Origin of the sequence: Burkholderia anthina, from assembly GCF_001547525.1 — a bacterium.
GTDB classification, from domain to species: domain Bacteria; phylum Pseudomonadota; class Gammaproteobacteria; order Burkholderiales; family Burkholderiaceae; genus Burkholderia; species Burkholderia semiarida.
In genome coordinates this window covers 970,515-994,839 of sequence record NZ_LNJP01000003.1, presented here as the reverse complement: position 1 = coordinate 994,839, position 24,325 = coordinate 970,515, and the positions used below count along the sequence as shown (strand labels likewise).

Sequence of the window (24,325 nt, the reverse complement as noted above, 5' to 3'; positions counted from 1 at the left end):
ACGTGACGGGCCGGCGCCAGTCGATCGCAACATCCTTGTCTACATGTTCGAGGCGCCGCACGCGCGTGCGCTGTTCGCCGCAAGCCGGGCCGACGAGGCGCCGCGGATGATCGCGCTGTTTCACACGAGCCACGATCTCTATGCGAAGAATGACGATCCCGCGCTGAAGCTGGCGATCCATACGCCGGTAAACGGCGATGACGAGGCGTGATGCGGAGGTGACGGGCGCCCCCCGGCGGCCACGCAGCGAAGCATCGGCTTCGTGCGTGAACGCGGGTCGTCACGCGTCATGGCGGGACAGCGGCGGCTCAGGCCGTGCGCCGAGCGGACAGCCGATTCCACAGCAGGCCGGAGCGGCTGCCGCTGCGGCAATACGCGAGCACGGGCTTCGGCAGCGTGTCGACCAGTGCGCCGAACGCGTCGATTTCCGCTTCGCCGATGCGGTCGCGCTCGACCGGCAGGTAACGCGCATCCATGCCCAGTTCGCGCGCGGCGGCGGCGATCTCCTCGAACGCCGGTTGATCCGCGCCTTCGCCGTCGGGCCGGTTGCAGATCACCGCGCGAAAGCCGGCATTGCGGATCGCCTTCAGGTCGGCCGGCGTGATCTGCCGCGACGCGGTGAAGCCGGTCGCCGCCGCCGCCCGGCATTGCTCGATCGCCCGCGTGAAACAGGCGATCGCGAAGTCGACGTCCTCTTCCGTCGTGAAACGGCCGAAACTGATGCGTACGGTACGCCCGGCCGTTTCGGCATCGAGGCCGATCGCGGTCAGCACGTGCGACGGTGCGCCGCTGGTCGAGTTGCATGCGGAGGTGGACGACACGGCAAGCGCTTCACCGAGCATGAACGGGAAGAAGCCCGGCGCATGCACCGTCAGGCTCAGCGTGTGCGGGATACGGCGGGCGGCGGCCGCGTTCTGCGTGACGTCGCCGAGCGCGAACAGCGCGCCGGTGAGCCGCGCGCCGAGCGCCGCGATCCGCGCGGCCTCGCCGTCGAGCTTTTCAGCGGCGAGTTCGCAGGCTACACCCATGCCGACGATCTGATGCGTGGCGAGCGTGCCCGAGCGCAGCCCGCGCTCGTGGCCGCCGCCATGAATCTGCGGCGCGATCCGGCTCGCGATCTCGCGGCGGACGAACAGCGCGCCGATGCCCTTGGGGCCATACACCTTGTGGGCGGACATCGACATCATGTCGATGCCGAGCGCGCGCACGTCGATCGGCGTCTTGCCGAGCGCCTGCGCGGCGTCCACGTGAAGCAGCGCGCCGGCGGCGTGGACGACGCGGGCGATCGCGCCGATGTCGGTCAGCGTGCCGATCTCGTTGTTCACGAGCATCAGCGACACGAGGCCCGTGTCGGGGCCGATCGCGGCCGCCACTGCGTCGGCGGTGATTTCGCCGTTCGCGTCGGGCGCCAGGAAGGTGACCTGCGTGCCGTGCTTCGACAGGTTCGCCATCGTGTCGAGAATGGCCTTGTGCTCGAGGCGGCTCGTGATCAGGTGGCGCTTGCCGGTCGCGTTTTCCGCATAGCCCTTCAGCGCGAGGTTGTTCGATTCGGTGGCGCCCGACGTCCAGACGATCTCGTCGGCATCCGCGCCGATCAGCGCGGCGACCTGCGCACGGGCATGCTCGACCTTGTCTTTCGCCCGTCGGCCGGCCGCGTGCGAGCTGGACGCGGGGTTGCCGAAGATGCCGTCGAAGCCGAGGCAGGCCGTCATCGCTTCGATTACACGGGGGTCGGCAGGGGTCGTGGCTGCGTAGTCGAGGTAGTGCAGCGGGGGGATGTCGCTCATGTCCGTCTCTTGCTCATTGCGTGGTGACGGAATGATACGGGGGACAGAAGGGAAAAAGGATCCAAAGTTGGCTGACGATTCGGTCTAACGTGGAATAACGTTTTGTTTATTTGCGAAATTGGGGAATTTGTTTTTATATGAGCACGCCGGCCCGATCACGTCGCCGTATCGGGGCCGGATTGGGTCGATAACCGGTGTGCATCCCGCACCCACGTCAGCAGCGCGTGCTCGTACTTCGACGGGATCGTGACCGTGAGCGTCGTGAGGCGGGTGGCGCTGCTGGGCAATTCCAGATAGCGCCGCCAGGTTTTTCGCACCAGTTGCGACATCGCGGAGTCCGTCATGCCGAGTTCGGCGGCCAGCGCCCGTTGGGATCTGCCTTTCACGAAAATCTCGTGCAAGGCCCACTGGTTCAGCGGCTTGGTCCGCGTATCCTGAAGCCGCAACAGCCGGAACTGTTCGGCAGTCATGCGTCGGGTCGTTTGCATTCAGGTCCGCCCCGAATGTTGAAGTGACGAGATCAATTCCGCGCCGCACGAAGTCTTGTGGCCGTCGAAAGCGGCGGCCCGGCCTTCGATGTCGAAGCTCGGGTCGCCTTCGGCGATCTCGCAGGCGCCATGAATCGGACACGAGCACGCGTCGCCGATACGCGCGACCGCGCGCCCCATCACCGTGCTTGTTCGGGCGCCGGATTCGACCCGGCCGCCGTGGGTGTGCGTATCTTCTACCCGGATAATTCCCCGCATGGGATTCCATCCTCCAAATGGTTTGAGGTCTGACGCGGCGATCACGTTCGGACGAAGCGATTTGCCGTGCCGGTGTGCATCACCATGAATAGCCTTGCATGCCGTAATTCGTATCGTGTCGGCGGCCCCACCACGGCAGGTAGGCATTGTTGCCGCCGCGTGCGCGGAACCAGTCCTTGTCGGGATCGATCGACGTGAGCTTCGACGGTGGCCGGACAACGACCGCGACCGGGTGCTCCGGGTCGGTCGTGCCGGCGACGAGTGCGTTGCCGCCGAAGTGATTGATCCGGCCGATGGCGAGCGCGACGTCGGTCAATGCGCTGCCGGTTCCCATGTCGCCGAGCAGGGCAGCCGTGTTGAAGGTCTGCTTGCGGTGGTCGTATTCGGGAAGCGTTTCCGTCAACGTCTGCGCGAGCGCGGCAAGACGTGCCGACGATGCGTCGCTGCCTTTACCTGCGTCGTGAACGATGTAGTTGAGGTCGGGGGCCGAGATGCCGGCGTTGCGTGCGGCTTGGTCGATGGTTGCCTTCCAGGCCTGTACGATTCGCGTCGTACCGGTCTTCTTCGGAAAATCCTGCGTGTTGCCGGTTGCCGCCTTGCCGATCCAGGCGAGCGGTTCACGCTCGGTGTTGAAGGTCGGGCCGGCGAGGAACAGCACGACAAGATTCTCGTTGATCTGTGCGTCCGTGGGCGGGAAGTTGGGCGCGTCCCAGTTCACTACCCAGACGCTCTTGTCAGGGTTCGCCTGCAAGTAGTCCAAGGCTTTGTTCAGCGATGTGAAGCCGGCGTTCGCACCGCCTTGCGTGACTTGTACGTCGGGGAGCGCATTGCGGCTCCACATCGTCGGGAAACGTGGGTTGCCGATCGAGAACGTCTTTCGAATCGAGTCCTGCAAGTAGCTTTGCGATTCAGCTGCGTCAAGTCGCTCCGGAATTGCGAGCTCGACACGGATGCCGGCTAACTCGCGCCAGTTCTTTTTATCGTCAGGATTGACCGTGTAGAAATACTTCGCGTTGCTCGCGTAGCGTGAGTGAAGCAGCAGCGGGAACTTGGTCATGTACTTGCGATAGAAGCCCCTGAATGTTTCTGCGCCTTCGTTGCCATATACCAGCGCGCCAATCGATTGAAGCTTCGCGAAAGATTCTGGATCGGTGCGCACCATGTCATCATTCTTGTTCGGTGCGACAAGCCCTTGCGTCCATAGCAATTGCCATTCGGTCGGATAGTCCATGCGTTGCAACGGATTCAACCAAATGAGTCCAACGACCTGGGCAAAGAATGGCTTCGCCGGCTCTTCGACGGAGGGAGCTGCGTTCGCTATTGGTTCAGCGGCAGCTGCGGAATGCGCCGAGCGCATCATGGCCGTCGAGAACAGAAACGCCACAAGTGCCATCAAACTCGGTACAACTACAAATCGTTTCATCCCACCTCCTGCTGCTCGATACAACATCTACGTTCGCGTTTAACGCGCTGTCGTTCCGGTGTGCATCACCATGAATAACCCTGCATGCCGTAATTCGTATCGTGTCGGCGGCCCCACCACGGCAGGTAGGCGTTGTTGCCGCCGCGTGCGCGGAACCAGTCCTTGTCGGGATCGATCAGCGTGAGCTTCGACGGTGGCCGGACAACGACCGCGACCGGATGATCCGGGTCGGTCGTGCCGGCGACGAGTGCGTTGCCGCCGAAGTGATTGATCCGGCCGATGGCGAGCGCGACGTCGGTCAATGCGCTGCCGGTTCCCATGTCGCCGAGCAGGGCGGCCGTGTTGAAGGTCTGTTTGCGGTGGTCGTATTCGGGAAGCATTTCCGTCAACGTCTGCGCGAGCGCGGCAAGACGTGCCGACGATGCGTCGCTACCTTTACCTGCGTCGTGAACGATGTAGTTGACGTCGGTTGCCGCGATGCCGGCGTTGCGCGCCGCTTGGTCGATGGTCGCCTTCCACGCCTGCACGGCGCGCGTTGTGCCGACCTTCGGCGAAAAATCATGCGTGTTGCCGGTTGCGGCCTTGCCGATCCAGGCGAGCGGTTCACGCTCGGTGTTGAAGGTCGGGCCGGCGAGGAACAGCACGACAAGGTTCTCGTTGATCTGTGCGTCCGTGGGCGGGAAGTTGGGTGCGTCCCAGTTCATCGCCCAGACGCTCTTGTCGGGGTTCGCCTGCAAGTAGTCCAGGGCTTTGTTCAGCGATGTGAAGCCGGCGTTCGCACCGCCTCGCGTGACTTGTACGTCGGGGAGCGCATTGCGGCTCCACATCGTCGGAAAATGTGGGTTGCCGATCGAGAACGTCTTTCGGATCGAGTCCTGCAAGTAGCTTTGCGATTCGGCTGCGTCAAGTCGTTCCGGAATTGCAAGCTCGACACGGATGCCAGCCAACTCGCGCCAGTTCTTTTTATCGTCAGGGCTGACCGTGTAGAAGTATTTTGCGTTGCTCGCGTAGCGTGAGTGAAGCAGCAGCGGGAACTTGGTCATGTACTTGCGATAGAACCCTCTAAATGTTTCTGCTCCACGGTTGCCATATGCGATGCCTGCTACCGATTGGAGAGTAGTAAAGGACTGCGGGTCGGTGCGAACCATATCGTCATTCTTGTTCGGCCCGGAAAGCCCTTGCGTCCACAACAACTGCCATTCGGTCGGGTAATCCATGCGTTGCAATGGATTCAACCAAATCAGACCGACAACTTGGGCAACAAATGGCTTCGCCGGCTCTGCGGCGGCCGGAGCTGAGTTCGCTACGAACTCAGGGGTTGGCGCGGAATGCGCGGAACGGGTCATGGCCGTAGTAAACAGAAACACCATGAGCGCTACCAAACTTGGTACAACTACCAATCGCTTCATCCAATCTCCAAATTCCAACTGTGTCGGGTCCGGTTGTTCTACGTGTGCCATCAGCGAGGCCATGAGTACGGCTGCGATGATCCATGCTCCGACCGAAACGGCAACACGTCGCGGCCATGTAACGATCAGCACCTTCATACCGCACCCCCGACCTTCAGATAAAACTGACCTTCGCGTTCGTCCGTGATCGCGGTCGGCATTCTGCCTTCGCTGTTCTCCTCATGGATCCAACTCTGTATCGATAGATCGTCAAACTTTCCGCGTATAAAGTACTCTGTGTATTTCTTGTTCGGGCTGTCGTCGGGAATACCGTCTCCCATTCTCCAATCCGCCTCAATCCGCAAGTCGTAGAGTTGATCCGGCGTCAGATAGCAAACCCCGATCGCCACATCGTACGCAAGCGCCTTTTCGGCATGCTTCGGATTCGTCATCGTCGTGGAGTGATTCGTCGGGCTGTTGGTCGCGCCACGATCGAGCCAATCGACAATCTGCTGATCGCGCCATTCCTTGTAGCCCTCCGGCATTTCGCTCTTGCCGTCCTCGCCGATTACGTGGCCATCACCATCGAGCCATTCCGTATTCAGCGTGCGCCGCGCCTCCATCCGCATCAACGCGCGATCCTCATAACGCTGTCCGGCTTCGCTCTCTGCCGTCCCTTGCGCGACACTGTCCGCGTTCTTCGCCTCGTACTGATCGTAGGGATCGTCCGCGCGCTTGTCTGCCTCGCTTTTGCCTGCGTCGCGCCATGCGGCCGGCGGATCGTTGCCTTCGTTGAAGTCGCTTGTCGCATTGCCGTCCTTCGTTTCGATGGGCTTGCCGAACCGAAACGCCTTCGGCGCGAACGGTTCGTCGAGTGCCGGCGCGTCCGCCACCACGGTCCATCCCTGCGGCGGAATGGCGTTCACGCGGAACATGTTCAATGCCGAGCTGATCTGGGTGACGAAAAACATGATCGGCGCGGATGCAAGCGTGGCCGCCACCCCGAACACGGACTCGTTTCCCTTGAGTGCACCGATGAGATTGAACTTGGCAGGCGGTGAAGGCGGATACCAGAATCCCGCCGTCGTTCCCTTTTTGCCATGCCGCCAGTCGTCTTCCCAATACCGATAGTGTTTCTGCACGCCAACCCGGAAGCCGGAGGCAAAGACGCGCTGCGTCAGCACGCCAGGGACACCGATATCGTTCAGCTCGTTCTTGTCGATGCCGCGCCAGCCGATGCCTTGAACCGTGACCGCCGAAATCACCTGATCATGCGGACAGCAATACGCGGTGACGCGACCATACGTCGATCCGTTCAGGCCGTGGCGTATCCGATCCTCTTGTGCCGCATAAGACTTCTTGCTGGTCGGCGATACCCGTTCGTTCGCCATGTCTTCATCGATCTTGTCCGCGGGCAGTTCGTAGGCCTTCCGCGTGCCGATGATCGACAGAAACTTGCCGAACGTTTTCGTGCGGGCGGTGTAGGTCTGTCGTCCGCGACGGCCGCCACCGTCTCGGGTCGCGCGTTGCGACCAGGTATCCATGAACGTATCGGATGGATTTGGGCCGTCCGCACGCGCAAGGCTGTACGGCGCATTCGCCAGTACATAGGCATCCGCCACGCAATGCCCGCTACGTCCCCACGGATCTTCGACATCGGGCAGTGCATCGCCGAAGAAGGCCGCGGTAAGGCCCACGATGTTGCCCTGGCTATGGCACACGACGGTGATAGGCACGTCGGCCTGCATGCGGCGAATCGACTCGATCAGCTTCGCAAGGCGCAACGCCGCGAGCACGCCATATGCGCGGGGTGGCGCGCGATACAGCGGTCGATTGGTCGGGTTGATCCCCTGGACGGTCAACCACCCGGCCGCGCGGTCGTCGAGGCCGCCTTGCCAGAGATCGGGCAGGCTCGCGCAACCGTTAGTGAACGGGCCGCCGCCCCAGTAGTCCTTCTCGTTCAGGAAGATCTTGTCGCCGTACTCTTTCAGCTCAGCGGCGGTCGCCCGATAGCCCCATCGGAAATGAATGACGGGAGAGAAGGACGGGTCGGATTTGATGTAGTTGCCGGACCAAAGCTTCGGGTTCAGAAACCCATCCGGCGTCACGCTTTCCGTGTACTTCGCCGGCACCAGTTGCCCGGCATCGATGCCGTGATACTTCAACTGATCGTCCAGCCGCCCGAGCCGGCGATTCAGGCCATCGCACAGCCCCTGCTCGGCGGCCTCGAACCATTCGCCTTCGGAGTTCACGCCATGCACGAAGATGACGACACCCGGCAACGGCATTTGCTTGACGCAGATCAGGCGGGTGTCTTTCGTCCACATCGCAACCCCGTCGGTCCGGCCGACGACGATCTGCGGTGGCTCCGGGCGCGACGCGGCCGCGTCGGGCACGTCGGCCTTCGCGGCGTGCTCGTTGGTGCGGATGTCCTCTTCCGGTCGAGGATCGAGAGATGAATCATTCATCCGGAATCCTGCGCTTTCGTTAAACATTCTTCTTGGTGAACTGCACCGCCAGCCTCTCGAACCGGTCGGTGTCGACCGCCGGCAGTTCCCCGGACGTGTCGGTCGTCAAATTCGACAGCGTTCCCGATGCCTTTCGAACCTGCCCTTCGAACCCCGGCGCCGCGTTGCCGTCCGTGGGGCGGATCAGCTTCGGGACACGGCCGAGCGTATGTCGATCGAAGGCCGGCAGATCGGCGCTCATGCTGGCGGGGCCGTCCCATGCGTGACCGTTGGATTTCACGGTGAACTTGCCGGGGCATCCGAGTTCGATATCGCTCCCACGCAGCTTCAGATACGCGCCGCCCGCCGTGACGAATACGACTTCGTCGCTCGCCGTGCCGGCAAGCTTGCCGCCGGCCGCGGTCAACTGAATGCCCTTGCCGGACTCGATTTGCGTGTCGTCGTGCTGCGATTGAATGGCCACTTTTCCCTGATGCGCGATCGCCGATACGCCATTGCCGTGCGCGAACATCGCGACGCCATGCCCGGCATTCAGATTGATTCGCTCGCCGCTCGTGATTTGCACGTTTTGCTGCGCGATCTGATCGATGTTCTCGCCCGCATACGTGACGTGCGTTTTCGGCGTGACGTTCAGCGAACCCGCTTGCGCGCCGAACGCCATGAACGCGCGGGCGTCGCCGGTAGCGCCGGATTCCGAACTGCCGGGTTTCCAGTGACGGAACGCATCGGCGAGGGTGTCCTGGCCGGCCGTGTCGGGGGAATGCCCGCCATGCTGGCCGGCATGATCGCCGAGCGACTTGAACAGCGCCGTGCATTGATCGAGCAAGTGGATCAGCTCGTCGCGATCGAGCTGACCGCCGGTTGCGTGCGAACGCGCATAGGTCGTCAACAGCATGCCTTGGGCGGCGCGCAACGCCGCGGCGGCGTCGGTGCGCAGCTCCGCGCCTTCGCCCCGATCGTCCCCGTGGCCGTCGATGCGCGGCTGCGTCAGGTAGCCGAGATTCAACTGCGTGTGCGCATGTTCGCTTGCCAACTGCGCGGAGATCTGCGACGGCGTATCGTCGAGGCGAAGCTGGTTGTGCCGGCGGCCCCTGATTTCCCGCGTCTTGATGCCGGACACGTAGCGATTGCCTGGAAGCGCGCCGGTATCGCTGAAGGTCGCCGGCGGGTTCGCACCGTTGCTCAACACGCCGATGATCACCAGACGGTCCGGATCGCCCGACAGGCTCCCCAGCAGGACTTCCATGCCGACACGCGGCAGGAACAGCGCGCCGAAGCATTCGCCGGCGAGACTCGCCGCGACGCGAATCGGCGCGCTGTCGCCGGCCAGGCCGTTCGTACCGGCACCTTGCGCATGAGCGTGGTCCGCCGGATCGAGACCGTGAAGCTGCACGCGCACGCGGCCGGCCTTGTCGCAAAACACCTGCTCGCCCTGCGTGCCGACGATCGTGCCGGTCAGCAGGTGAACCGGCGGCGCGTCGATCGTCGGATCGTAGGCCGGCTTGAGCGGTACACCGCGTTGCACGCACGTGAAGCTGTTTTCGTAGCGCGTGTCCGTTTGTCCCGATGCATCGGGCGGCGGAACGGTTGGCGTCAGGTTGCGGCTTGCCGCGAACAGCCCGCTTGCGCGGCTCGACAAGTCTTTCGGCAGGTTGTTCCAGATGACGTGTCGAATCGACGTGACGACGAACCGACGACGATCGATGGGCTTCATATCCAGCTCGGGGTCGCCCGCCAGCGTGAATCCGTATCCGACCAGCATGTCGCGCACGGTGCCGATGCCTTCGAAGCGCGCGGCTTCGAACTGATGGGCCAGCATCCGGTCGTGCGCGATGCGTGCGTGATCGTTCCACGAGTCGCCGACGTGCGGGATGTCGATCGCGACGTCGGTCAGCAAACGCGCGAGATCGTTCCCCGACTCGCCCTGGTCGATGTCGGTGACGGCCTCGAAATCGTCCACGCGCGCGGTCTTGTAATCCCACGACGGGCGGCGGACCTTGCCCGCGGACAGACGCTGGTCGTACGCGAAGAGCGTCACGGTGTCGCGTTGCTCGACGCCGGCGTCGCGCGGGTGAAGGCGTACGGTGCCCGCCGGCGCGTCCGGAAGACGATGCGGATCGTCGCAGAACACGAGCGTGTGAATCGGCCGCTCGTCGGTCACGCCGCGTCTGCCTTCGACCGGGGCGGCCTTCGCAAAGACCGTGATGCCTTCCCGGCGCAGCAGACGCCGGATGAAGCGTGCGTCGGATTCGTTGACCTGCCGCGTCAGCTCGCGTGCCGGATAGCGGTCGGCCTGCAAGGTCGACAGGTCGAAATCGAACGCTCGCGCGAGCGCGGGGCTGCGCTGTTTCCACTCGTTCATCAGCGTCGCCAGAATGTCCGGCACGCTGCGCGAGCGGAACAGGCGCGCGTTCGTGCGACGGTCCATCAGCGACAGGGCATCGCATACATGGAGCTGATAGACGGTCAGTTCGCCGTCGGATTGACCGGCCCGCACTTCGTGCACGATTGCGTTGACGGCCCGGATGTCGCCTCGATCGGTCGTCAGCCGGACCGATACGGGCAAACCGAGAAATAGCGCAGGCGGCAGATGATCGTAGGTGGACACGCAGGTCAATTGCCCTTCGATGCCCGACATGAGCCCCTCGCGGATATCGGCGTGATGGAGCGCCAGCAGATGACCGACTGCGCGTTGCGCCTGACCGAAATGAAGGGCGACCGGTCGCTTGTTCCGGTCGACCAGACCCGACGCAAAGTTTCGCAAAGTTGCTGCTATCGACATAACGACAATCTCGTTATTTTTTGTTCCGGATTCGGATGGGTTCGAATCCGCCTCTCAGGGTGACAAGACGATGGTCTTTGGAATTTCGGAGCGAAGAATAGCAAGCTATTTCTATCTTTAAATGATATTTTTATTTTGAGATGGAAAAAAAATTGTTTTGAAACAATGGTTAATGTTTGTTTGGTTTGAGCGGAGGTTTTATTTGAATGAGAATGTGTCGATTCAACTATTCTGGATTGGTATTTGTCTCGACTCGTTTTCCAATATCGTCGAAGTAGGGCTTTTTTGTCCGGACATGATTGAGTGGGAGGTTGAAAAAATCGGAATTGTCCCGACTCAATGCGAGCAGCGACATGTCATGCCATTGAAATCGATGCGGGCGGGCTTGCGCTCTGGCGCGCGATATGCTCACCCGCCGATCGAATGTCGAAAATGCACGCTGATTTGATCAGCGCCGCGCTTCACTACCGGTTGTCGAAGCGGGCGATGCGGGTATGCGTCGCCGGACTATCGGCGGGCGAGTCGCGGCGCGAATGCGCGCGTGAATGGCGAGCCGGCTCCGAACGTGTTTCGCGAGTCAGGCGATGGCGCGGGATGCGTTTGCGGATGCGCGACGGGCGCCGCCGCGCGCTTTGCGTCGGTTGTTGTCGCCAAGGCAACACGGTAGTGTTGCCCATTGACGTGCCGCCGGGCCGACAATGAATCTGTGGCGACGCGTGCCGGCATCGGCCAATTTCAAATGGCGGGTGCGTGGCCGATCATTCCACCCTATAGTGCTCGTCGTTGATCGATCTGGACGCGTTCGGGAGTTCGTCGTGTTTCACCGGAGATTCAAATTGGGTTGTTCACGCTTCGCGTGCATCGTCGCCGTGGCGATGCTGGCGCCAGTCGCGGCGCATGCACAAGTGGAGGCTGGCGACGGCGCGACGCACGTCGCGGCGGCTGTCGATCACGGCACGCCCGCGGCACGACCGATCGTCGGCGACGATCCGGTTGCCATCCGCGAAGCGTTGCAGAAGCTGCACGTCAATACGCTGCCGCCTTCGTTGCGTGACCGGATTCGCGGCGCGGTCTCCGGCGCCGCCGGCCGGCACGGCCCGGATCCCGACCTGGCGGCCGTCGGTCTGGATCGTGACGTGACGTTCGTGGTGCCGGTGCGGTACGGGCTGAGATACCGGTCACGGCCGCACCTGCTGACGCTGGACGTCGACCTGTTCGATGCGGAGCGCGACGGCCGGGCTGGCATCCTGCTCAGAAGGGTGACGACGGGGCCGCGAGGGCGCGGGCTCGTGATTGCGCCGGAAGCGAAGGCAAAAGGGTACATCCAGCACGTCGACATCATCGAACTCGACGCCGGACAAGGCAAAAAGACCACGGTCAGGAGCCGCATGCGGCTTTCGGCCGCCGAGTACGCGCGGACGCAAGGCGACTTCGCACTCGTTTTTTCCGGGCGCCTGGTTCGGCCTTACCTGACCGAACAAACCGAACACGCCGATCCGAGTATCGAGGAGCCGACGGACATTTCGACGAGGATCTCCACGTTGCACATGGATCTCCGCGATATCTGGCTGGTGAGTCCGTCGAGCGGCGTCGTGGTGTCGAAGAAGCTGCGGTTGTCGAAGTAGCGGTTTCCGGCGGGCCGGTCATGCAGGCGCACGGATAGGGAAGGGCCGGATCAGCGGAGCCATCCGGCCGAAGCGGCGCGTTCGGGGGCCGCTTGTTCAACGCCGGCTTTTCGGTATAATGGACCCACGTTCGGAATGTCGAACGTGAGAATTCAAGCATCCAGAGTCGGGTCTTCCGACGCCAACCTGCCCTCCCGGGCAAGGTGGACGCCCTCGAGGCGATGCGGCCGATTGACGGCAACGAAACGGGAACAGCATGGCTGGCACCGGTTCGATAACCACTCATCCGGAGCAACCATGAGCCAAGTTTCCTCCGCTTCCCATCCGACGGTCTGTGAAGACTGGTCGCGTTTTCTTCCCGGTTTCACGTTGACGCATACGGTTCATCTCGTTTCGAGACGGAATCCGGGCATCGTTTCGACCGCGGCTGCCGTACTCGAAGGGGAAACGGCGACGGTCGACCGGTGGGCCATCACCCGCTGTGGCGACGTGCTCGAGCAGAAGATTGTGCTCGGCGAGATGACGGAAGGGCAAGCGGTTCGGCTGCGTGAACGGCTCGCCGCGCTCGATGGCGTGCTCCGGACGAGGGTCGAGCATCATTTCGTTCGGGTGGGGGCGGCGGCCGCCGGACATGGGTCGAAGAGCGGCCATTAGACGATGCGTGCGCGTCGTGGCTTCATCGGGTGACGAGGGGAACCCCCCTCACTCCACCGTCACCGACTTAGCCAGATTCCTGGGCTTATCAATATCCGTTCCCCGCGCGAGCGCCGCGTGATACGCGAGCAATTGCATCGGCACCGTATGCAGGATTGGCGACAAAGGCCCGTAGTACTCGTTCAGCCGAATCACCTCGATCCCCTCGCTCGGCACCAACCCGCAGTCCACATCCGCGAACACGAACAGCCGCCCATTGCGCGCACTGACCTCATGCATGTTCGACCTGAGCTTCTCGAGCAGCATGTCGTTCGGCGCGACCGCGATCACCGGCATTTCGTTGCTGACGAGCGCCAGCGGCCCATGCTTCAGCTCGCCGGCCGGATAAGCCTCCGCATGAATATAGGAAATCTCCTTCATCTTCAGCGCGCCTTCGAGTGCGATCGGATAATGCATCCCGCGTCCGAGAAACAGCATGTTGTCGCGTCGCGCGAGCAACTCCGACCACGCCATGATCTGCGGTTCCAGCGCGAGCACCTTCGACATCGCGTCGGGCAGATGCCGCAGCGCACGCAGATGTTCCTTTTCTTCGTCGTCGCTCAACCGCCCGCGCACCTGCGCCAGTGACAACGTCAGCAGGAACAGCGCGACGAGCTGCGTCGTAAACGCTTTCGTCGAAGCCACCCCGATCTCGATTCCCGCACGCGTCACGAACTGCAGCGCACATTCGCGCATCAACGCACTCGTCGCGACGTTGCAGATCGCGAGCGTGTGCATCATCCCGCTGCGTTTCGCGACATGCACGGCCCCGAGCACATCGGCCGTCTCGCCGCTCTGCGACACCGCAACCACCAGCGTGCGCGAATTCGGCACGCTGTCGCGATAGCGGAACTCGCTGGCAATCTCGACGCTGGCCGGCAGCTTCGCAATGCTCTCGATCCAGTACTTCGCGGTCAGCGCCGCGTGATAGCTGCCGCCGCACGCGAGCAGCAGCACCGAATCGACGTCGTTGAACGCCCTCCACGCGCCGTCGCCGAACAGCTCGGGCATGATCGACGAAACGTCGAGCAGCGTATCGGCCACGGCCTGCGGCTGTTCGAAGATCTCCTTCTGCATGTAGTAGCGGTACGACCCGAGATCGGCCGCGCCGCTATGCGCGGCGACGCGTTGCACCGCGCGCTCGACGCGCTGGCCGGCCGCATCGACGATCCAGTAGCGATGCAGTTGGATATCGGCGACGTCGCCGTTCTCCAGGTACGCAATGCGATCGGTGATGCCCGACAGCGCCATCGCATCGGACGCCAGAAAATTCTCGCCTTCGCCGGCCCCGACGACGAGCGGCATCCCGTCGCGCGCGCCGACGATCCGGTGCGGCTCGTCGCGGCACATCACCGCGATCGCATAGCTGCCGCGCAGTCGCGCGACCGCAAGCCGCACGGCCTCGAACAGATCGCCGTCGTACAGATGATCGATCAGGTGCGCGATCGCCTCGCTGTCGGTCTGGCTGGCAAACACGTAGCCGTGCGCCTGCAGTTCCGCGCGCAGTTGATCGCAGTTCTCAATGATCCCGTTGTGCGACAGCGCGATGCGCGCGTTCGCGTCGCTCGGAGAGAAGTGCGGATGCGCGTTGAGCGTGACGGGCGCGCCATGCGTGGCCCAGCGCGTATGCGCGATGCCGGTGTAACCGGACAACGCCTGCGCGGCGATCTCGCGCTGCAGATTCGCGACACGATCGACGCTTCGGGCGCGCGCCAGCGCGCGGTCGCGGTAGACCACGACGCCGCACGAATCGTAGCCGCGGTATTCGAGCCGCTTCAGGCCGTCGACGAGGTTCGGCAGGATGTCCCGCTGGGCTACCGCCCCGACAATTCCACACATATCGCGCTCCGTAAATGTCCTGTCTGGATCAGTGAGAGCGATGGTAGAGCCAGCGAAATGGAATTAAATTTCAAAAAATAGTGATAGATGAAATTAACCGTGGATAGACTATCATGTTGAAATTAAATTTCACCATCTAGCTGGAAGGAGCAGCCGATGCCCGGCATCACCCTCGACGATCTCGACCTGCGCATCCTCGCGATCCTGCAGGAGGATGCGTCGGTGTCGAACCTGCAACTGGCCGAGCGCGCGCTGTCGTCGCCGCCCACCTGCATGCGCCGCGTGCGGCGGCTGACCGAGGCCGGCGTGATTCGCCGGCAGGTGGCGGTGCTCGACCCGGTCGCGATCGGCACGGCCGTCACCGCGCTGATCGAGATCAGCCTCGACCGGCAGACGGCCGAGGACTACGACGCGTTCGAAGCATACGTGTGCGCGGAGCCGGCCGTCACGCAGTGCTACCGCGTGTCGCCGGGGCCGGATTTCGTCGTGATCGCCGATCTGGCCGACGTGGCCGAATACGACGAATTCGCGCGACGGCTGTTCACCGGCGCGTCGAACGTCCGCAACGTGCGGACGTTTTTCTCGACGCATCGCGCGAAATTCGAAGCGAACGCGCGGGTCGCGCATGCGATGCGCAAGCGCACATAGCGTGGGTGACCGGCTGCGCTGTCGCGGCTGTTCCGGCAGGACACGGGGCTGTCGTTCACCGAATGGCGTCAGAACGCGAGCGCCTGCTGCATCGGTTGATGCATGCCGCGCGAAAACCCGGCGCCTTCGAGCGACAACAGCGCACGTTTGCGCTCGATGCCGCCCGCATAGCCGGTCAGGCTGCCCGATGCGCCGACCACGCGGTGGCACGGCACGATGATCGATATCGGATTGCGGCCGACCGCGCCGCCCACGGCGCGCGCGCCGCTCATCGGCAGCCCGACGCGCTCGGTGATGTCGCCGTACGACACGAGTTCGCCGAACGGAATCGCGAGCAATTCCTTCCATACGCGTCGCTGAAACGCGGTGCCGCGCAGGTCGATCGGCACCGAGAACATGTCGCGCGCGCCGGTGAAGTACTCGGCGATTTCTTCCGCGACCTGGCGCGCGATGGGCGACATCGCGCGCGCGTTCGCTTCGGTCGCGATCGCAAGCGACGGAAAGTATTTCTGGCCGACGAAGTACAGGCCGGTCAGCGCATCGTCCTCGATGCGTACGGCGATGTCGCCCAGCGGGCTCGGCATCAGGTGAGCGGGAGTCATCGCGACACATCTCCATGAAGGCGCCACACATGCAGTGCGGCATACGCGCGTCACGGCGCCCGGCGCGCCGCATGTGACGACTGTAAACCATCCTCGACGTCGATTCCGGCCGGAATCGGTCGTGCGTTTCGGCGGCCGCGCGGCCGCCACGCCGCGGCGGGAAAATCGGCGGAAAAACGGTTAATACCACTCTGCGAAACAGTCGTCTCTTTTCTCGCGACCAATTTGAGATGACTCATCGAAATCCCCGACTGACACGGTGCCGGTAGGCGGCCTATCCTTTGAAAAACGTTTTCCAGATTGGTTGGTGAAAGGGCCTGTGCGCGAGCGCGCGGGCCGTTCGCCCCGGCGCCGGTCGCCGGTCAACGAACTTGGTGCGGCGCGACGGGCGCGACCGCGCATCGGAGACATTCATGCCCTCTGCCGTCGTCGGCGCCGTGCGCGCGGCCGCGAGCCGCTACCGCTGGACCGTCTGTGCGCTGCTGTTTTTCGCGACCGTGATCAACTACATGGATCGGCAGATCCTCGGCCTGCTCGCGCCGATGCTCCAGCACGACATCGGCTGGAGCCAGGTGCAGTACGGCCGCATCGTGATGGCGTTTTCCGCGTTCTATGCGCTGGGCCTGCTCGGCTTCGGGCGCATCGTCGACTGGCTCGGCACGCGCGTGTCGTACGCGGTCGCGATGCTGGTGTGGAGCATCGCCGCGATGCTGCACGCGGCCGTCGGCTCGGTGGCGGGCTTCGCGTTCGTGCGCGCGCTGCTCGGGATCGGCGAGGGCGGCAACTTCCCGGCCGCGATCAAGACGACGGCCGAATGGTTCCCGCGCCGCGAACGCGCGCTCGCCACCGGCATCTTCAACTCGGGCGCGAACATCGGCGCGGTGTTCGCGCCGGCGATCATCCCGGCGATCGCGGTGGCCTACGGCTGGCGCGCGGCGTTCGTGATCATCGGCGCGATCGGCATCGTGTGGCTCGCGGTGTGGCTGGTGATGTATCGCACGGCCGACACGCGCGCGCTCGCCGCGGAATACGACGAGCCGCGCGACGAAGCCGAAGCGCTCGACGCGGCGAACGCGAACGCCGGCGCGCCGCGCTGGGGCGAGCTGATCCGCAAGCGCGAGACGTGGGCCTTTCTGGTCGGCAAGTTCCTGACCGATCCGGTGTGGTGGTTCTACCTGTTCTGGCTGCCGAAGTGGCTGAACGAGTCGCGCGGGATGGACATGCAGCACATCGGCTTGCCGCTCGTCTGCATCTATGCGCTGACGACGGTCGGCAGCATCGGCGGCGGCTGGCTGTCGTCGATGCTGCTGCGTGCGGGCTGGAGCGTGAACCGTGCGCGCAAGACGGCGATGCTGATCTGCGCATGCTGCGTGCTGCCGATCGCGTTCGTGTCGCAGGTGCAGAGCCTGTGGATCGCGGTGCTGATCGTCGGCCTCGCCGCCGCCGCGCACCAGGGCTGGTCGGCGAACCTGTTCACGACGGCCTCCGACCTGTTCCCGCGCCGCGCGGTCGCGTCGGTGGTCGGCATCGGCGGGATGGCCGGCTCGATCGGCGGCGTGCTGTTCTCGGAAGTGATCGGCCAGGTGCTGCAGCGCACCGGCCACTACTGGGTGCTGTTCGCGATCGGCGCATCGGCCTATCTGATCGCGCTGGCCGTGATGCATGTGCTCACGCCGAAGATGAAGCCCGCGAAACTCGATGCGTAAGCGCATTCCGGCAAACGAATGCGCCGCCCTCGGGCGGCGCTTCCTTTTTGCGTTGGGGAAAAGTGCGCGTCGCGAACGCGTCAGCCGGCCGAGGCCGTCGACGCGCGCATGATCAACCGCGGCTCGAACGTCGAATAGCTCGCGTCGGTGCGCCCGGCGAGCGCGTCGATCAGCTTCTGCATCGCGAGCTCGCCCATGTTCTCGCTCTGGATGTCGACGGTCGTCAGCGCCGGCGCCGCGTATGCGCCATACGGCACGTTGTCGATGCCGGCGACGGACACGTCCTGCGGCAGCCGGAAGCCGAGCGACGCGGCTTCCTTCATGAAGCCGAGCGCGATCAAGTCGTTGTAGCAGATCACGGCCTGCGGGCGCTGCGGCCCGAGCATCACGCGCGAGCACGCGCGCTCGCCGGCCTCGGCGGTCGGCGCGTGCGCGTCGTGCACGTCGAGCGTGAGCCCTGCTTCGGCGAGGCAGTCGCGCGCGCCCTGGATCCGTTCGTCGTTCACGCGCGCGGTGCCGAAGCCGAGATACGCGATGCGCGTGTGGCCGAGGTTGAGCAGGTGACGCGCGAGCATGTAGGTCGACAGCCGGTTGTCGATGCCGACGCTCGGAATCGGCAGGCCGGGGCTGCGACGCAGCAGCACGAGCGGCTTGTTGAGGTCGAGCATCCAGCCGGCTTCCTCGTCGGGCATCCGCGTGCTGACGATCAGCCCGTCGACGCGCTGCGCGAGCGCCTCGATCAGCGAGCGTTCGCGCGTCTGGTTCTCCTCGGTGTCGACGAGCAGCAGCGTGTAGTCGTGTTGCAGCGCGACGCGGTTCGCGCCTTTCACGACGTTCGTGAAGTGCGGGTTGCTGATGTCGAGGATCACGAGGCCGATGGTGCGCGTGCGGCCGGTGATCATCGAACGCGCGAGCGGGTTCGATCGGTAGCCGAGCCGCTCGATGGCTTCCTTCAGCCGTGCCTCGACGGTCGGCGAGAAGCGCTGCGTGCCGTTCACGTACTTCGATACCGTCGCGACCGACACGCCGGCTTCCGCGGCCACGTCGCGGATCGTCGGGGAAACTTTTTTCATCCGAAGGGTAACGTTTTCGTTCGATAACGCCGGATTGTGGCAGAAAAAGCCCGCGCGCGGCCGGCCGTCGATATCGGGAAAATGCGGATGGCCGCGAACAGGTCCGACCATTGACGTTCGGCGCGGCGTCCGCGTATAGTTGGAAAACGTTTTCCGGTTTAGGTCAGATCCAAGGAGATTCGATGAACGCCTCATCCACCGCCGCGCGCAAACCGTTCGGCCGCCTGCTGCTGACGGGCGCGGCCGGCAACCTCGGCCGCCAGTTGCGCGGCGCGCTCGCCGACTGGGCCGACGTCGTGCGCGTCAGCGACATCGCGACGCTCGGCGACGCGGCCGCCCATGAAGAGCTCCGCGTCGTCGATCTGGCCGATCGGCCGGCCGTGATGCAGCTCGTCGAAGGCGTCGACGCGATCGTCCATCTCGGCGGCATTTCGGTCGATGCGCCGTTCGACGATCTGGTCGGCGCGAACATCACCGGCACGTATAACCTGTACGAAGCCGCGCGCAAGCATGGCGTGAAGCGCGTCGTGTTTGCGAGCTCGAACCATGCGATCGGTTTCCATCCGGTCACCGAAGTGCTCGATGCCGATGCGCCGCTGCGCCCGGACAGCCTGTACGGCGTGACGAAATGCTTCGGCGAATCGCTGTCGCGCTACTACTTCGACCGCTTCGGGATCGAAACCGTATGCCTGCGGATCGGTTCGTCGTTCGAGGTGCCGAAGAATCCGCGCATGCTCGTCACGTTCCTCAGCTATCGCGATTTCATCGAGCTCGTGCGCTGCTCGCTGCTGACGAACCGCGTCGGGCACGCGATCGTCTACGGTGCGTCGGACAACCCGGTGAAGTGGTGGGACAACACGAAGGTCGGCTTCCTCGGCTTCCGCCCGCGCGACAGCTCCGAGCAGTTCGCGGGGCTGTTCCCGGTGACGGCGCCGACCGCCGAGTACGATGATCCCGCGCAGCGGTTCCAGGGCGGCGGGTTCGTCGTCGGGGAGCCGATGGAGCGGAAGGTGTCGTAAGCGCTGCCGGCGCCGCCGGCGTCAATCGTCAACGCAGGATATCGGTCGCCTTGTGCCGTTCGTCGACGCCGTCGATCAGGATCAACGGGCCGCTCGCGTGGCGTGCGCGCAGCGGCTGGATCTGCCGGTACGCATCCGAGTCGTACCACGCGCGCGCCGCGTCGAGATCGGGAAACGCGATCGCGATCAGGTCGCCGCGCCACGCGCCTTCGCGCACTTCGGGCCGTGCGCCGTGAATCACGAAATGGCCGTCGTACGGCGCGAGCGTGCCGTCGATCCGTTCGAGGTATTCGACGATGTCGTCGCACATCTCGACGTCGTGCAGGTGGGCGATGGCGTAGGCGGTCATGGCGGGCTCCTTGGCGGGATGCGGTGCGTGAGTCGATGGGGCCATGATCGCGGCGCGGGCGGCGCGCGTCGATTACCTGCGACGTAAGCAAATCGGGACAACCGCGCCGTGTCGCGCTTCAGGCCGCGCGCGCATCGATCGATGGATGACACGACGCAATCCCGCGGCACACTCCATCACGCCCGCTTGCGCGCCGGCCGCACGACTCGCGCCGGTTCCAGCGGCTCGCTGGCCTGCTCGCACAGCCGGTCGAGCATCCGCTGTACGGCGCCCGTGCAATCCTCGCCGGCCGGCTTGTTTTCGATCGCGTCGATCAGCGTTTCCAGATGCTGTCGGTTCTGCGCGAGACGCCGTTCGAGCAGCGCGATTTCGCCGACCTTGTGCCGCAGCGCGTCCAGCAGTTCGTCGTGCGGCCACGCGCCGAGATCCGGCGGCAGCACCGCACGAATCTCGTCGAGCGAGAAGCCCGCGCATTGCGCGCGGTCGATGATCGCGAGCCGCGTCAACGCTTCCGGCCCGTATTCCCGATAACCGTTCGCCTGCCGGCGGGCCGGTTCGAGCAGGCCGCTCGCTTCGTAGAAGCGGATGCGCGACGCCGCGAGGCCGCTCGCCTTCGCCAGTTCGCCGATTTTCATGGTGGGCTCCAAAAGGGCTTGACCTTAAAGTTGACTTTAAAGTTATCGTTGGGCATCGTCAATCGAGGATGCTCACCATGAATCTGTTTGCGCCCCTCACACTGCCCAATGGGGCGGTGGTTCCGAACCGTCTGGCCAAGGCCGCGATGGAAGAAAACATGGCCGATGCGGACCACGCGCCGTCCGACGCGTTGCTGCGCCTGTACCAGGCGTGGGCGGACGGTCAGGTCGGCCTGATCCTGACCGGCAACGTGATGGTGGACGGCCGCGCGATGACGGGGCCGAACGGCGTCGTGCTCGAAAGCGACGCGCATCTCGACCGCTTCCGCCGCTGGGCGCAGATCGCGCGTTCGGGCGGCGCGCACGTGTGGATGCAGATCAATCACCCTGGGCGCCAGATGCAGGCGGCGCTCGGCCAGACGACGCTCGCGCCGTCGGCCGTGCCGCTCGCGCTCGGCGCGCTGTCGAAGCAGTTTCCGGTGCCGAAGGAAATGACCGCAGCCGATATCGCCGACGTGCAGCAGCGCTTCGTGCGCGCCGCGCAGCTCGCCGAGCAAAGCGGCTTCACCGGCGTGCAGGTGCACGCGGCGCACGGCTATCTGCTGAGCCAGTTCCTGTCGCCGCTGACGAACCGCCGGCAGGACCAATGGGGCGGCAGCATCGAGAATCGCGCGCGCCTGCTGCTCGATATCGTGAAGGCGGTGCGCGCGGCGGTGTCGCCGGCCTTCGTCGTCGCGGTGAAGCTGAACTCGGCGGATTTCCAGCGCGGCGGCTTCAGCGCGGACGACGCGAAGCGCGTGGTCGAACTGCTGAATCCGCTCGGCGTCGATCTCGTCGAACTGTCGGGCGGCAGCTATGAAGTGCCGGCGATGCAGGGCGAGGCACGCGATGGGCGCACGCTCGCGCGCGAAGCGTATTTCCTCGAATTCGCGCGCGACATCACCGCCGTCGCGCGGATGCCGCTGATGGTCACGGGCGGGATCCGCCGCCGTGCGGTGGCCGAGCAGGTGGTGGACAGCGGCGTGGCGATGGTCGGCATCGCGACCGCGCTGTCGATCGACCCGAACCTGCCGCGCGACTGGCGCGCCGGCAAGGACAGCGCGCCGGTGCTGCGGCCGATCCGCTGGAAAAACAAGGCGCTGGGCGCGCTGGCGAACATGGCCGTCGTCAAGTTCCAGCTCGCGCGGCTCAGCGAAGGGCGCCGCCCGCACCCGCGGGTGTCGCCGTTGCGCGCGCTGGTGCGGGAGCAACTGGCCGCGCAGTGCCAGACGCGGCGCTACCGGAAGTGGATGGCGGGGCGCGCGGTGGGCACGCGTGCGTGATGCATCGAGGCGGGCTGGCGATGCCGAAGGCTGACCGGCGCGCCGCCGCGCCCGTGCCGCCTTGCACGTTGCGCGGCGGCGTGCGCGCTCAGAAGCGGTAGTTCGCCAGCACCTCGAACCGCCGGTCGTTGCCGAGCAGATACTGCGTCTCGTTGTAGTACGCGGACTGCACGTAGCGGCGATTGAACACGTTGTACGCGCGTGCGGTGATCGTCGTGTCCTTGCGCGGCTTCCATGCGAGGCCGAGGTCGACGGTCGTGTACGACGGCATCACGAGCTGGTTCGCGGTATCGGCGAACCGCTTGCCCACGTACTTGACGCCCGCGATGCCCGTCCAGTCCGGTGCGAAGCGCCAGCTCACCCACAGGTTCGCGAGCCGCTGCGGCACCGACACCGGCACGTTGCCCGCGCGCGATACGGTCGCGCCGCCTGACGACTGCTGGAAATCGTCGTATTTCGCGCGCAGGATCGACACGTTCGCATCGACGCGCCAGTCCTTCGCGATCTCCGCGCCGACCGTCGCTTCCAGCCCGCGCGACGACTGCTGGCCGACCTGGATCGACTGGTTCGGGTTCACCGGGTCGGCCGTCAGCAGGTTGCTCTTGACGATCCGGTATGCGGCAAGCGTCCATTCGGCCTTGCCGTCGAGAAACGACTGCTTCACGCCGATCTCGATCTGCCGGCCGGTCGCGAGCGTGAAATTCGCCTTCGACGCATTGAGCGACAGCAGCGAGCTGATCGGATCGGCCGCGACCGAATACTGGCCGTACACGGCGAGGCCGGGCCGCACGTCGTACACGGTGCCGATGCGCCAGCCGGTATTCGCGAACACCTTCGTGAATGCGCCGCCGTTCACGAGATCGTCGCGGTTCACGCTCGCATGGTCGTAGCGCAGCCCGCCGATCACCGACCAGCGCGGCGTGATCTCGAGCCGGTTCTCCGCGAACAGCGCGTACTGGTTCGACTGGCTGCGGTACTTCGGAAACGTGCCGGCCGTATTGATGAAACGGCCCGGATCGAAGTCGAACGGATCGACCGTCGACGTGCCCGCATACGGCGAGTTGTTGTCGTGCTGGAACGTCGTGTGGTTGAACTCGACGCCCGCCGAAAACGTGTTGCGCATCCCGAGCAGCACACTGCCGACGGTGGCCGTCGTCACGTTGCCGTACTGCTCCTGGTCGTGAAAGATCTCGGTGTAGCTGCTGCGCCGGACTTGCGCGCTCGACGGCAGATACGTGTAGTACTCCGCATCCTTCCAGTGACGGTTGCTCTTCATCCGGTACAGCGTGCTCGTCACGTTCAGGCCGTCGCTCGGCTGCCAGTTCGCCGATACGGTGGCCCAGCTGTCGCGGAACGCGATGTCGGCGTCGCCGACGTTGTAGTTCTTCTTGTCGAGCGCACGATCGCGCGCGCCGTTGACGAGCGGCACGCCGAAATACTGCATCGGATGCATGAAGCCCTGCGCGTACGATGCCGTCACGTACAGATCGGACGTCACGTCGTAGCGCAGCGCGCCGGAGACCGACAGGTTGCGCGAATTGCCGCGATCGACCCAGTTGGACGATCGATTGCCGCTGATGTCGAAGCGGTACGACAGCTTGTCGTTGATCGCGCCGCCGCTGCCGAACGCGGCGCGCGCCGTACCCTCGGTGCCGCCGCCGATTTGCAGTTCGTTGCGGATCGGCGTGCGCGTCGGCTTCTTCGGGACGATGTTGACCACGCCGCCGATCGCGCCTTCGCCGTAGATCACCGAGGCGGGGCCGCGCAGCACGTCGATATGGTCGACCGACCACGTGTCGAACGGGAACGTGACGCCGATCGCGCCGTACGGGCGCACGCCATCGTAGAGCTGCGTGACCGACGACGCGCCGACGAAGCCGCGCGCGGCGAGCTCCGAGTTGCCGTTGCCCGGATGCGGCGACGCGCTGATGCCGGCGGCGCGGCTCACGGCGTCGATGATCGAGCTGTCGCCGCGCGTGTCGAGTGTCGCGCGGCTGATCTGTTCGACGCTCGCGGGCGTTTCGAGCGGCGACAGCCCGAGATGGCTGCCCGTGTCGAGCGGTTGCGTCAGGGCGGGCGCCTTCTGCGCGTCGACGCGAATCGGTGCGAGCGTGGCGCCGGTGCTGTCAACGCCACTTTCCTGTGCCTGCCCGGCCGGCGACAGCGCCGCGAGCACGGCAGCAGGCAGCATCAATCTGAACTTCATTGTTTCGGGTTCCT

The 24,325-nt window shown here is 64.6% G+C and carries 21 protein-coding genes and 1 riboswitch; of the genes, 7 read left to right on the top strand and 14 right to left on the bottom strand.

Annotated features, from left to right (window positions below):
- Positions 1 to 43 precede the first annotated feature (43 nt).
- Positions 44 to 211 (top strand): hypothetical protein, encoded by a 168-nt coding sequence (locus tag WS64_RS34555; RefSeq protein ID WP_226094112.1) that lies wholly within the window; start codon positions 44 to 46, stop codon positions 209 to 211.
- Between the two features lie 97 nt (positions 212 to 308).
- Here WS64_RS34555 and WS64_RS24650 read toward each other — a convergent pair whose 3' ends face one another.
- The 7 genes from WS64_RS24650 to WS64_RS24620 form a co-directional block, all read right to left on the bottom strand.
- Positions 309 to 1,787: an aminotransferase class V-fold PLP-dependent enzyme gene (locus WS64_RS24650; protein WP_060967990.1), complete on the bottom strand. Its 1,479-nt coding sequence runs from the start codon at positions 1,785 to 1,787 to the stop codon at positions 309 to 311.
- 155 nt (positions 1,788 to 1,942) lie between these two features.
- Positions 1,943 to 2,257 (bottom strand): TrfB-related DNA-binding protein, encoded by a 315-nt coding sequence (locus WS64_RS24645; RefSeq protein ID WP_060968579.1) that lies wholly within the window; start codon positions 2,255 to 2,257, stop codon positions 1,943 to 1,945.
- An 18-nt stretch (positions 2,258 to 2,275) separates the two neighbouring features.
- The gene (locus tag WS64_RS24640; protein WP_060967989.1) at positions 2,276 to 2,533 is read right to left on the bottom strand and encodes a PAAR domain-containing protein; all 258 of its coding nucleotides are present in this window, start codon (positions 2,531 to 2,533) and stop codon (positions 2,276 to 2,278) included.
- A 79-nt stretch (positions 2,534 to 2,612) separates the two neighbouring features.
- Positions 2,613 to 3,956 carry a hypothetical protein gene (locus WS64_RS24635; protein ID WP_060967988.1) on the bottom strand — a complete coding sequence of 448 codons (1,344 nt, stop codon included), beginning with the start codon at positions 3,954 to 3,956 and terminating at the stop codon, positions 2,613 to 2,615.
- A 65-nt stretch (positions 3,957 to 4,021) separates the two neighbouring features.
- Positions 4,022 to 5,503, bottom strand: coding sequence for a virulence factor (locus WS64_RS24630; protein ID WP_244166647.1), 1,482 nt, complete (start codon positions 5,501 to 5,503; stop codon positions 4,022 to 4,024).
- The gene (locus WS64_RS24625; protein ID WP_081103914.1) at positions 5,500 to 7,812 is read right to left on the bottom strand and encodes a T6SS effector phospholipase Tle3 domain-containing protein; all 2,313 of its coding nucleotides are present in this window, start codon (positions 7,810 to 7,812) and stop codon (positions 5,500 to 5,502) included. The genes WS64_RS24630 and WS64_RS24625 overlap by 4 nt, the downstream gene beginning before the upstream one ends.
- Before the next feature lie 19 nt (positions 7,813 to 7,831).
- Positions 7,832 to 10,594, bottom strand: a complete 2,763-nt coding sequence (locus WS64_RS24620; RefSeq protein ID WP_060967987.1) for a type VI secretion system Vgr family protein — start codon at positions 10,592 to 10,594, stop codon at positions 7,832 to 7,834.
- 698 nt (positions 10,595 to 11,292) lie between these two features.
- On the opposite strand from WS64_RS24620, the gene WS64_RS24615 reads away from it, so the two are divergent.
- Positions 11,293 to 12,219: a hypothetical protein gene (locus tag WS64_RS24615; protein ID WP_347876639.1), complete on the top strand. Its 927-nt coding sequence runs from the start codon at positions 11,293 to 11,295 to the stop codon at positions 12,217 to 12,219.
- Positions 12,220 to 12,370: 151 nt separating this feature from the next.
- Positions 12,371 to 12,474, top strand: a riboswitch (SAM-I-IV-variant riboswitch).
- A 42-nt stretch (positions 12,475 to 12,516) separates the two neighbouring features.
- Complete coding sequence (locus WS64_RS34550; protein WP_155644586.1) at positions 12,517 to 12,873, top strand: hypothetical protein; 357 nt, start codon at positions 12,517 to 12,519, stop codon at positions 12,871 to 12,873.
- A 48-nt stretch (positions 12,874 to 12,921) separates the two neighbouring features.
- Here WS64_RS34550 and glmS read toward each other — a convergent pair whose 3' ends face one another.
- The gene (gene glmS / locus WS64_RS24605; RefSeq protein ID WP_059640481.1) at positions 12,922 to 14,751 is read right to left on the bottom strand and encodes a glutamine--fructose-6-phosphate transaminase (isomerizing); all 1,830 of its coding nucleotides are present in this window, start codon (positions 14,749 to 14,751) and stop codon (positions 12,922 to 12,924) included.
- 156 nt (positions 14,752 to 14,907) lie between these two features.
- Between glmS and WS64_RS24600 the strand changes: the two genes are divergently transcribed.
- On the top strand, positions 14,908 to 15,399 hold the full coding sequence (locus WS64_RS24600) for an Lrp/AsnC family transcriptional regulator (RefSeq protein ID WP_060967985.1): 492 nt from the start codon (positions 14,908 to 14,910) through the stop codon (positions 15,397 to 15,399).
- Between the two features lie 68 nt (positions 15,400 to 15,467).
- On the opposite strand, the gene WS64_RS24595 is transcribed toward WS64_RS24600, so the two are convergent.
- Positions 15,468 to 16,001 carry a methylated-DNA--[protein]-cysteine S-methyltransferase gene (locus WS64_RS24595; protein WP_060967984.1) on the bottom strand — a complete coding sequence of 178 codons (534 nt, stop codon included), beginning with the start codon at positions 15,999 to 16,001 and terminating at the stop codon, positions 15,468 to 15,470.
- Between the two features lie 50 nt (positions 16,002 to 16,051).
- A complete protein-coding gene (locus WS64_RS34545; RefSeq protein WP_155634582.1) occupies positions 16,052 to 16,240 on the bottom strand; it encodes a hypothetical protein in 189 nt (62 codons plus the stop codon).
- 174 nt (positions 16,241 to 16,414) lie between these two features.
- Here WS64_RS34545 and WS64_RS24590 point away from each other — a divergent pair, with 174 nt between their 5' ends.
- Positions 16,415 to 17,707, top strand: a complete 1,293-nt coding sequence (locus tag WS64_RS24590; protein WP_059579857.1) for an MFS transporter — start codon at positions 16,415 to 16,417, stop codon at positions 17,705 to 17,707.
- A gap of 80 nt (positions 17,708 to 17,787) precedes the next feature.
- On the opposite strand, the gene WS64_RS24585 is transcribed toward WS64_RS24590, so the two are convergent.
- Positions 17,788 to 18,891 carry a LacI family DNA-binding transcriptional regulator gene (locus WS64_RS24585; protein ID WP_060967983.1) on the bottom strand — a complete coding sequence of 368 codons (1,104 nt, stop codon included), beginning with the start codon at positions 18,889 to 18,891 and terminating at the stop codon, positions 17,788 to 17,790.
- A 71-nt stretch (positions 18,892 to 18,962) separates the two neighbouring features.
- Between WS64_RS24585 and WS64_RS24580 the strand changes: the two genes are divergently transcribed.
- Positions 18,963 to 19,799: an NAD-dependent epimerase/dehydratase family protein gene (locus WS64_RS24580; protein WP_060967982.1), complete on the top strand. Its 837-nt coding sequence runs from the start codon at positions 18,963 to 18,965 to the stop codon at positions 19,797 to 19,799.
- A gap of 28 nt (positions 19,800 to 19,827) precedes the next feature.
- On the opposite strand, the gene WS64_RS24575 is transcribed toward WS64_RS24580, so the two are convergent.
- The gene (locus WS64_RS24575) at positions 19,828 to 20,148 is read right to left on the bottom strand and encodes a DUF1330 domain-containing protein (protein ID WP_060967981.1); all 321 of its coding nucleotides are present in this window, start codon (positions 20,146 to 20,148) and stop codon (positions 19,828 to 19,830) included.
- 176 nt (positions 20,149 to 20,324) lie between these two features.
- Positions 20,325 to 20,783: a MerR family transcriptional regulator gene (locus WS64_RS24570; RefSeq protein WP_060967980.1), complete on the bottom strand. Its 459-nt coding sequence runs from the start codon at positions 20,781 to 20,783 to the stop codon at positions 20,325 to 20,327.
- 77 nt (positions 20,784 to 20,860) lie between these two features.
- Here WS64_RS24570 and WS64_RS24565 point away from each other — a divergent pair, with 77 nt between their 5' ends.
- Positions 20,861 to 22,105, top strand: a complete 1,245-nt coding sequence (locus WS64_RS24565) for an NADH:flavin oxidoreductase/NADH oxidase family protein (protein WP_060968576.1) — start codon at positions 20,861 to 20,863, stop codon at positions 22,103 to 22,105.
- Between the two features lie 88 nt (positions 22,106 to 22,193).
- On the opposite strand, the gene WS64_RS24560 is transcribed toward WS64_RS24565, so the two are convergent.
- A complete protein-coding gene (locus WS64_RS24560; RefSeq protein ID WP_060967979.1) occupies positions 22,194 to 24,311 on the bottom strand; it encodes a TonB-dependent receptor in 2,118 nt (705 codons plus the stop codon).
- Positions 24,312 to 24,325 lie beyond the last annotated feature (14 nt).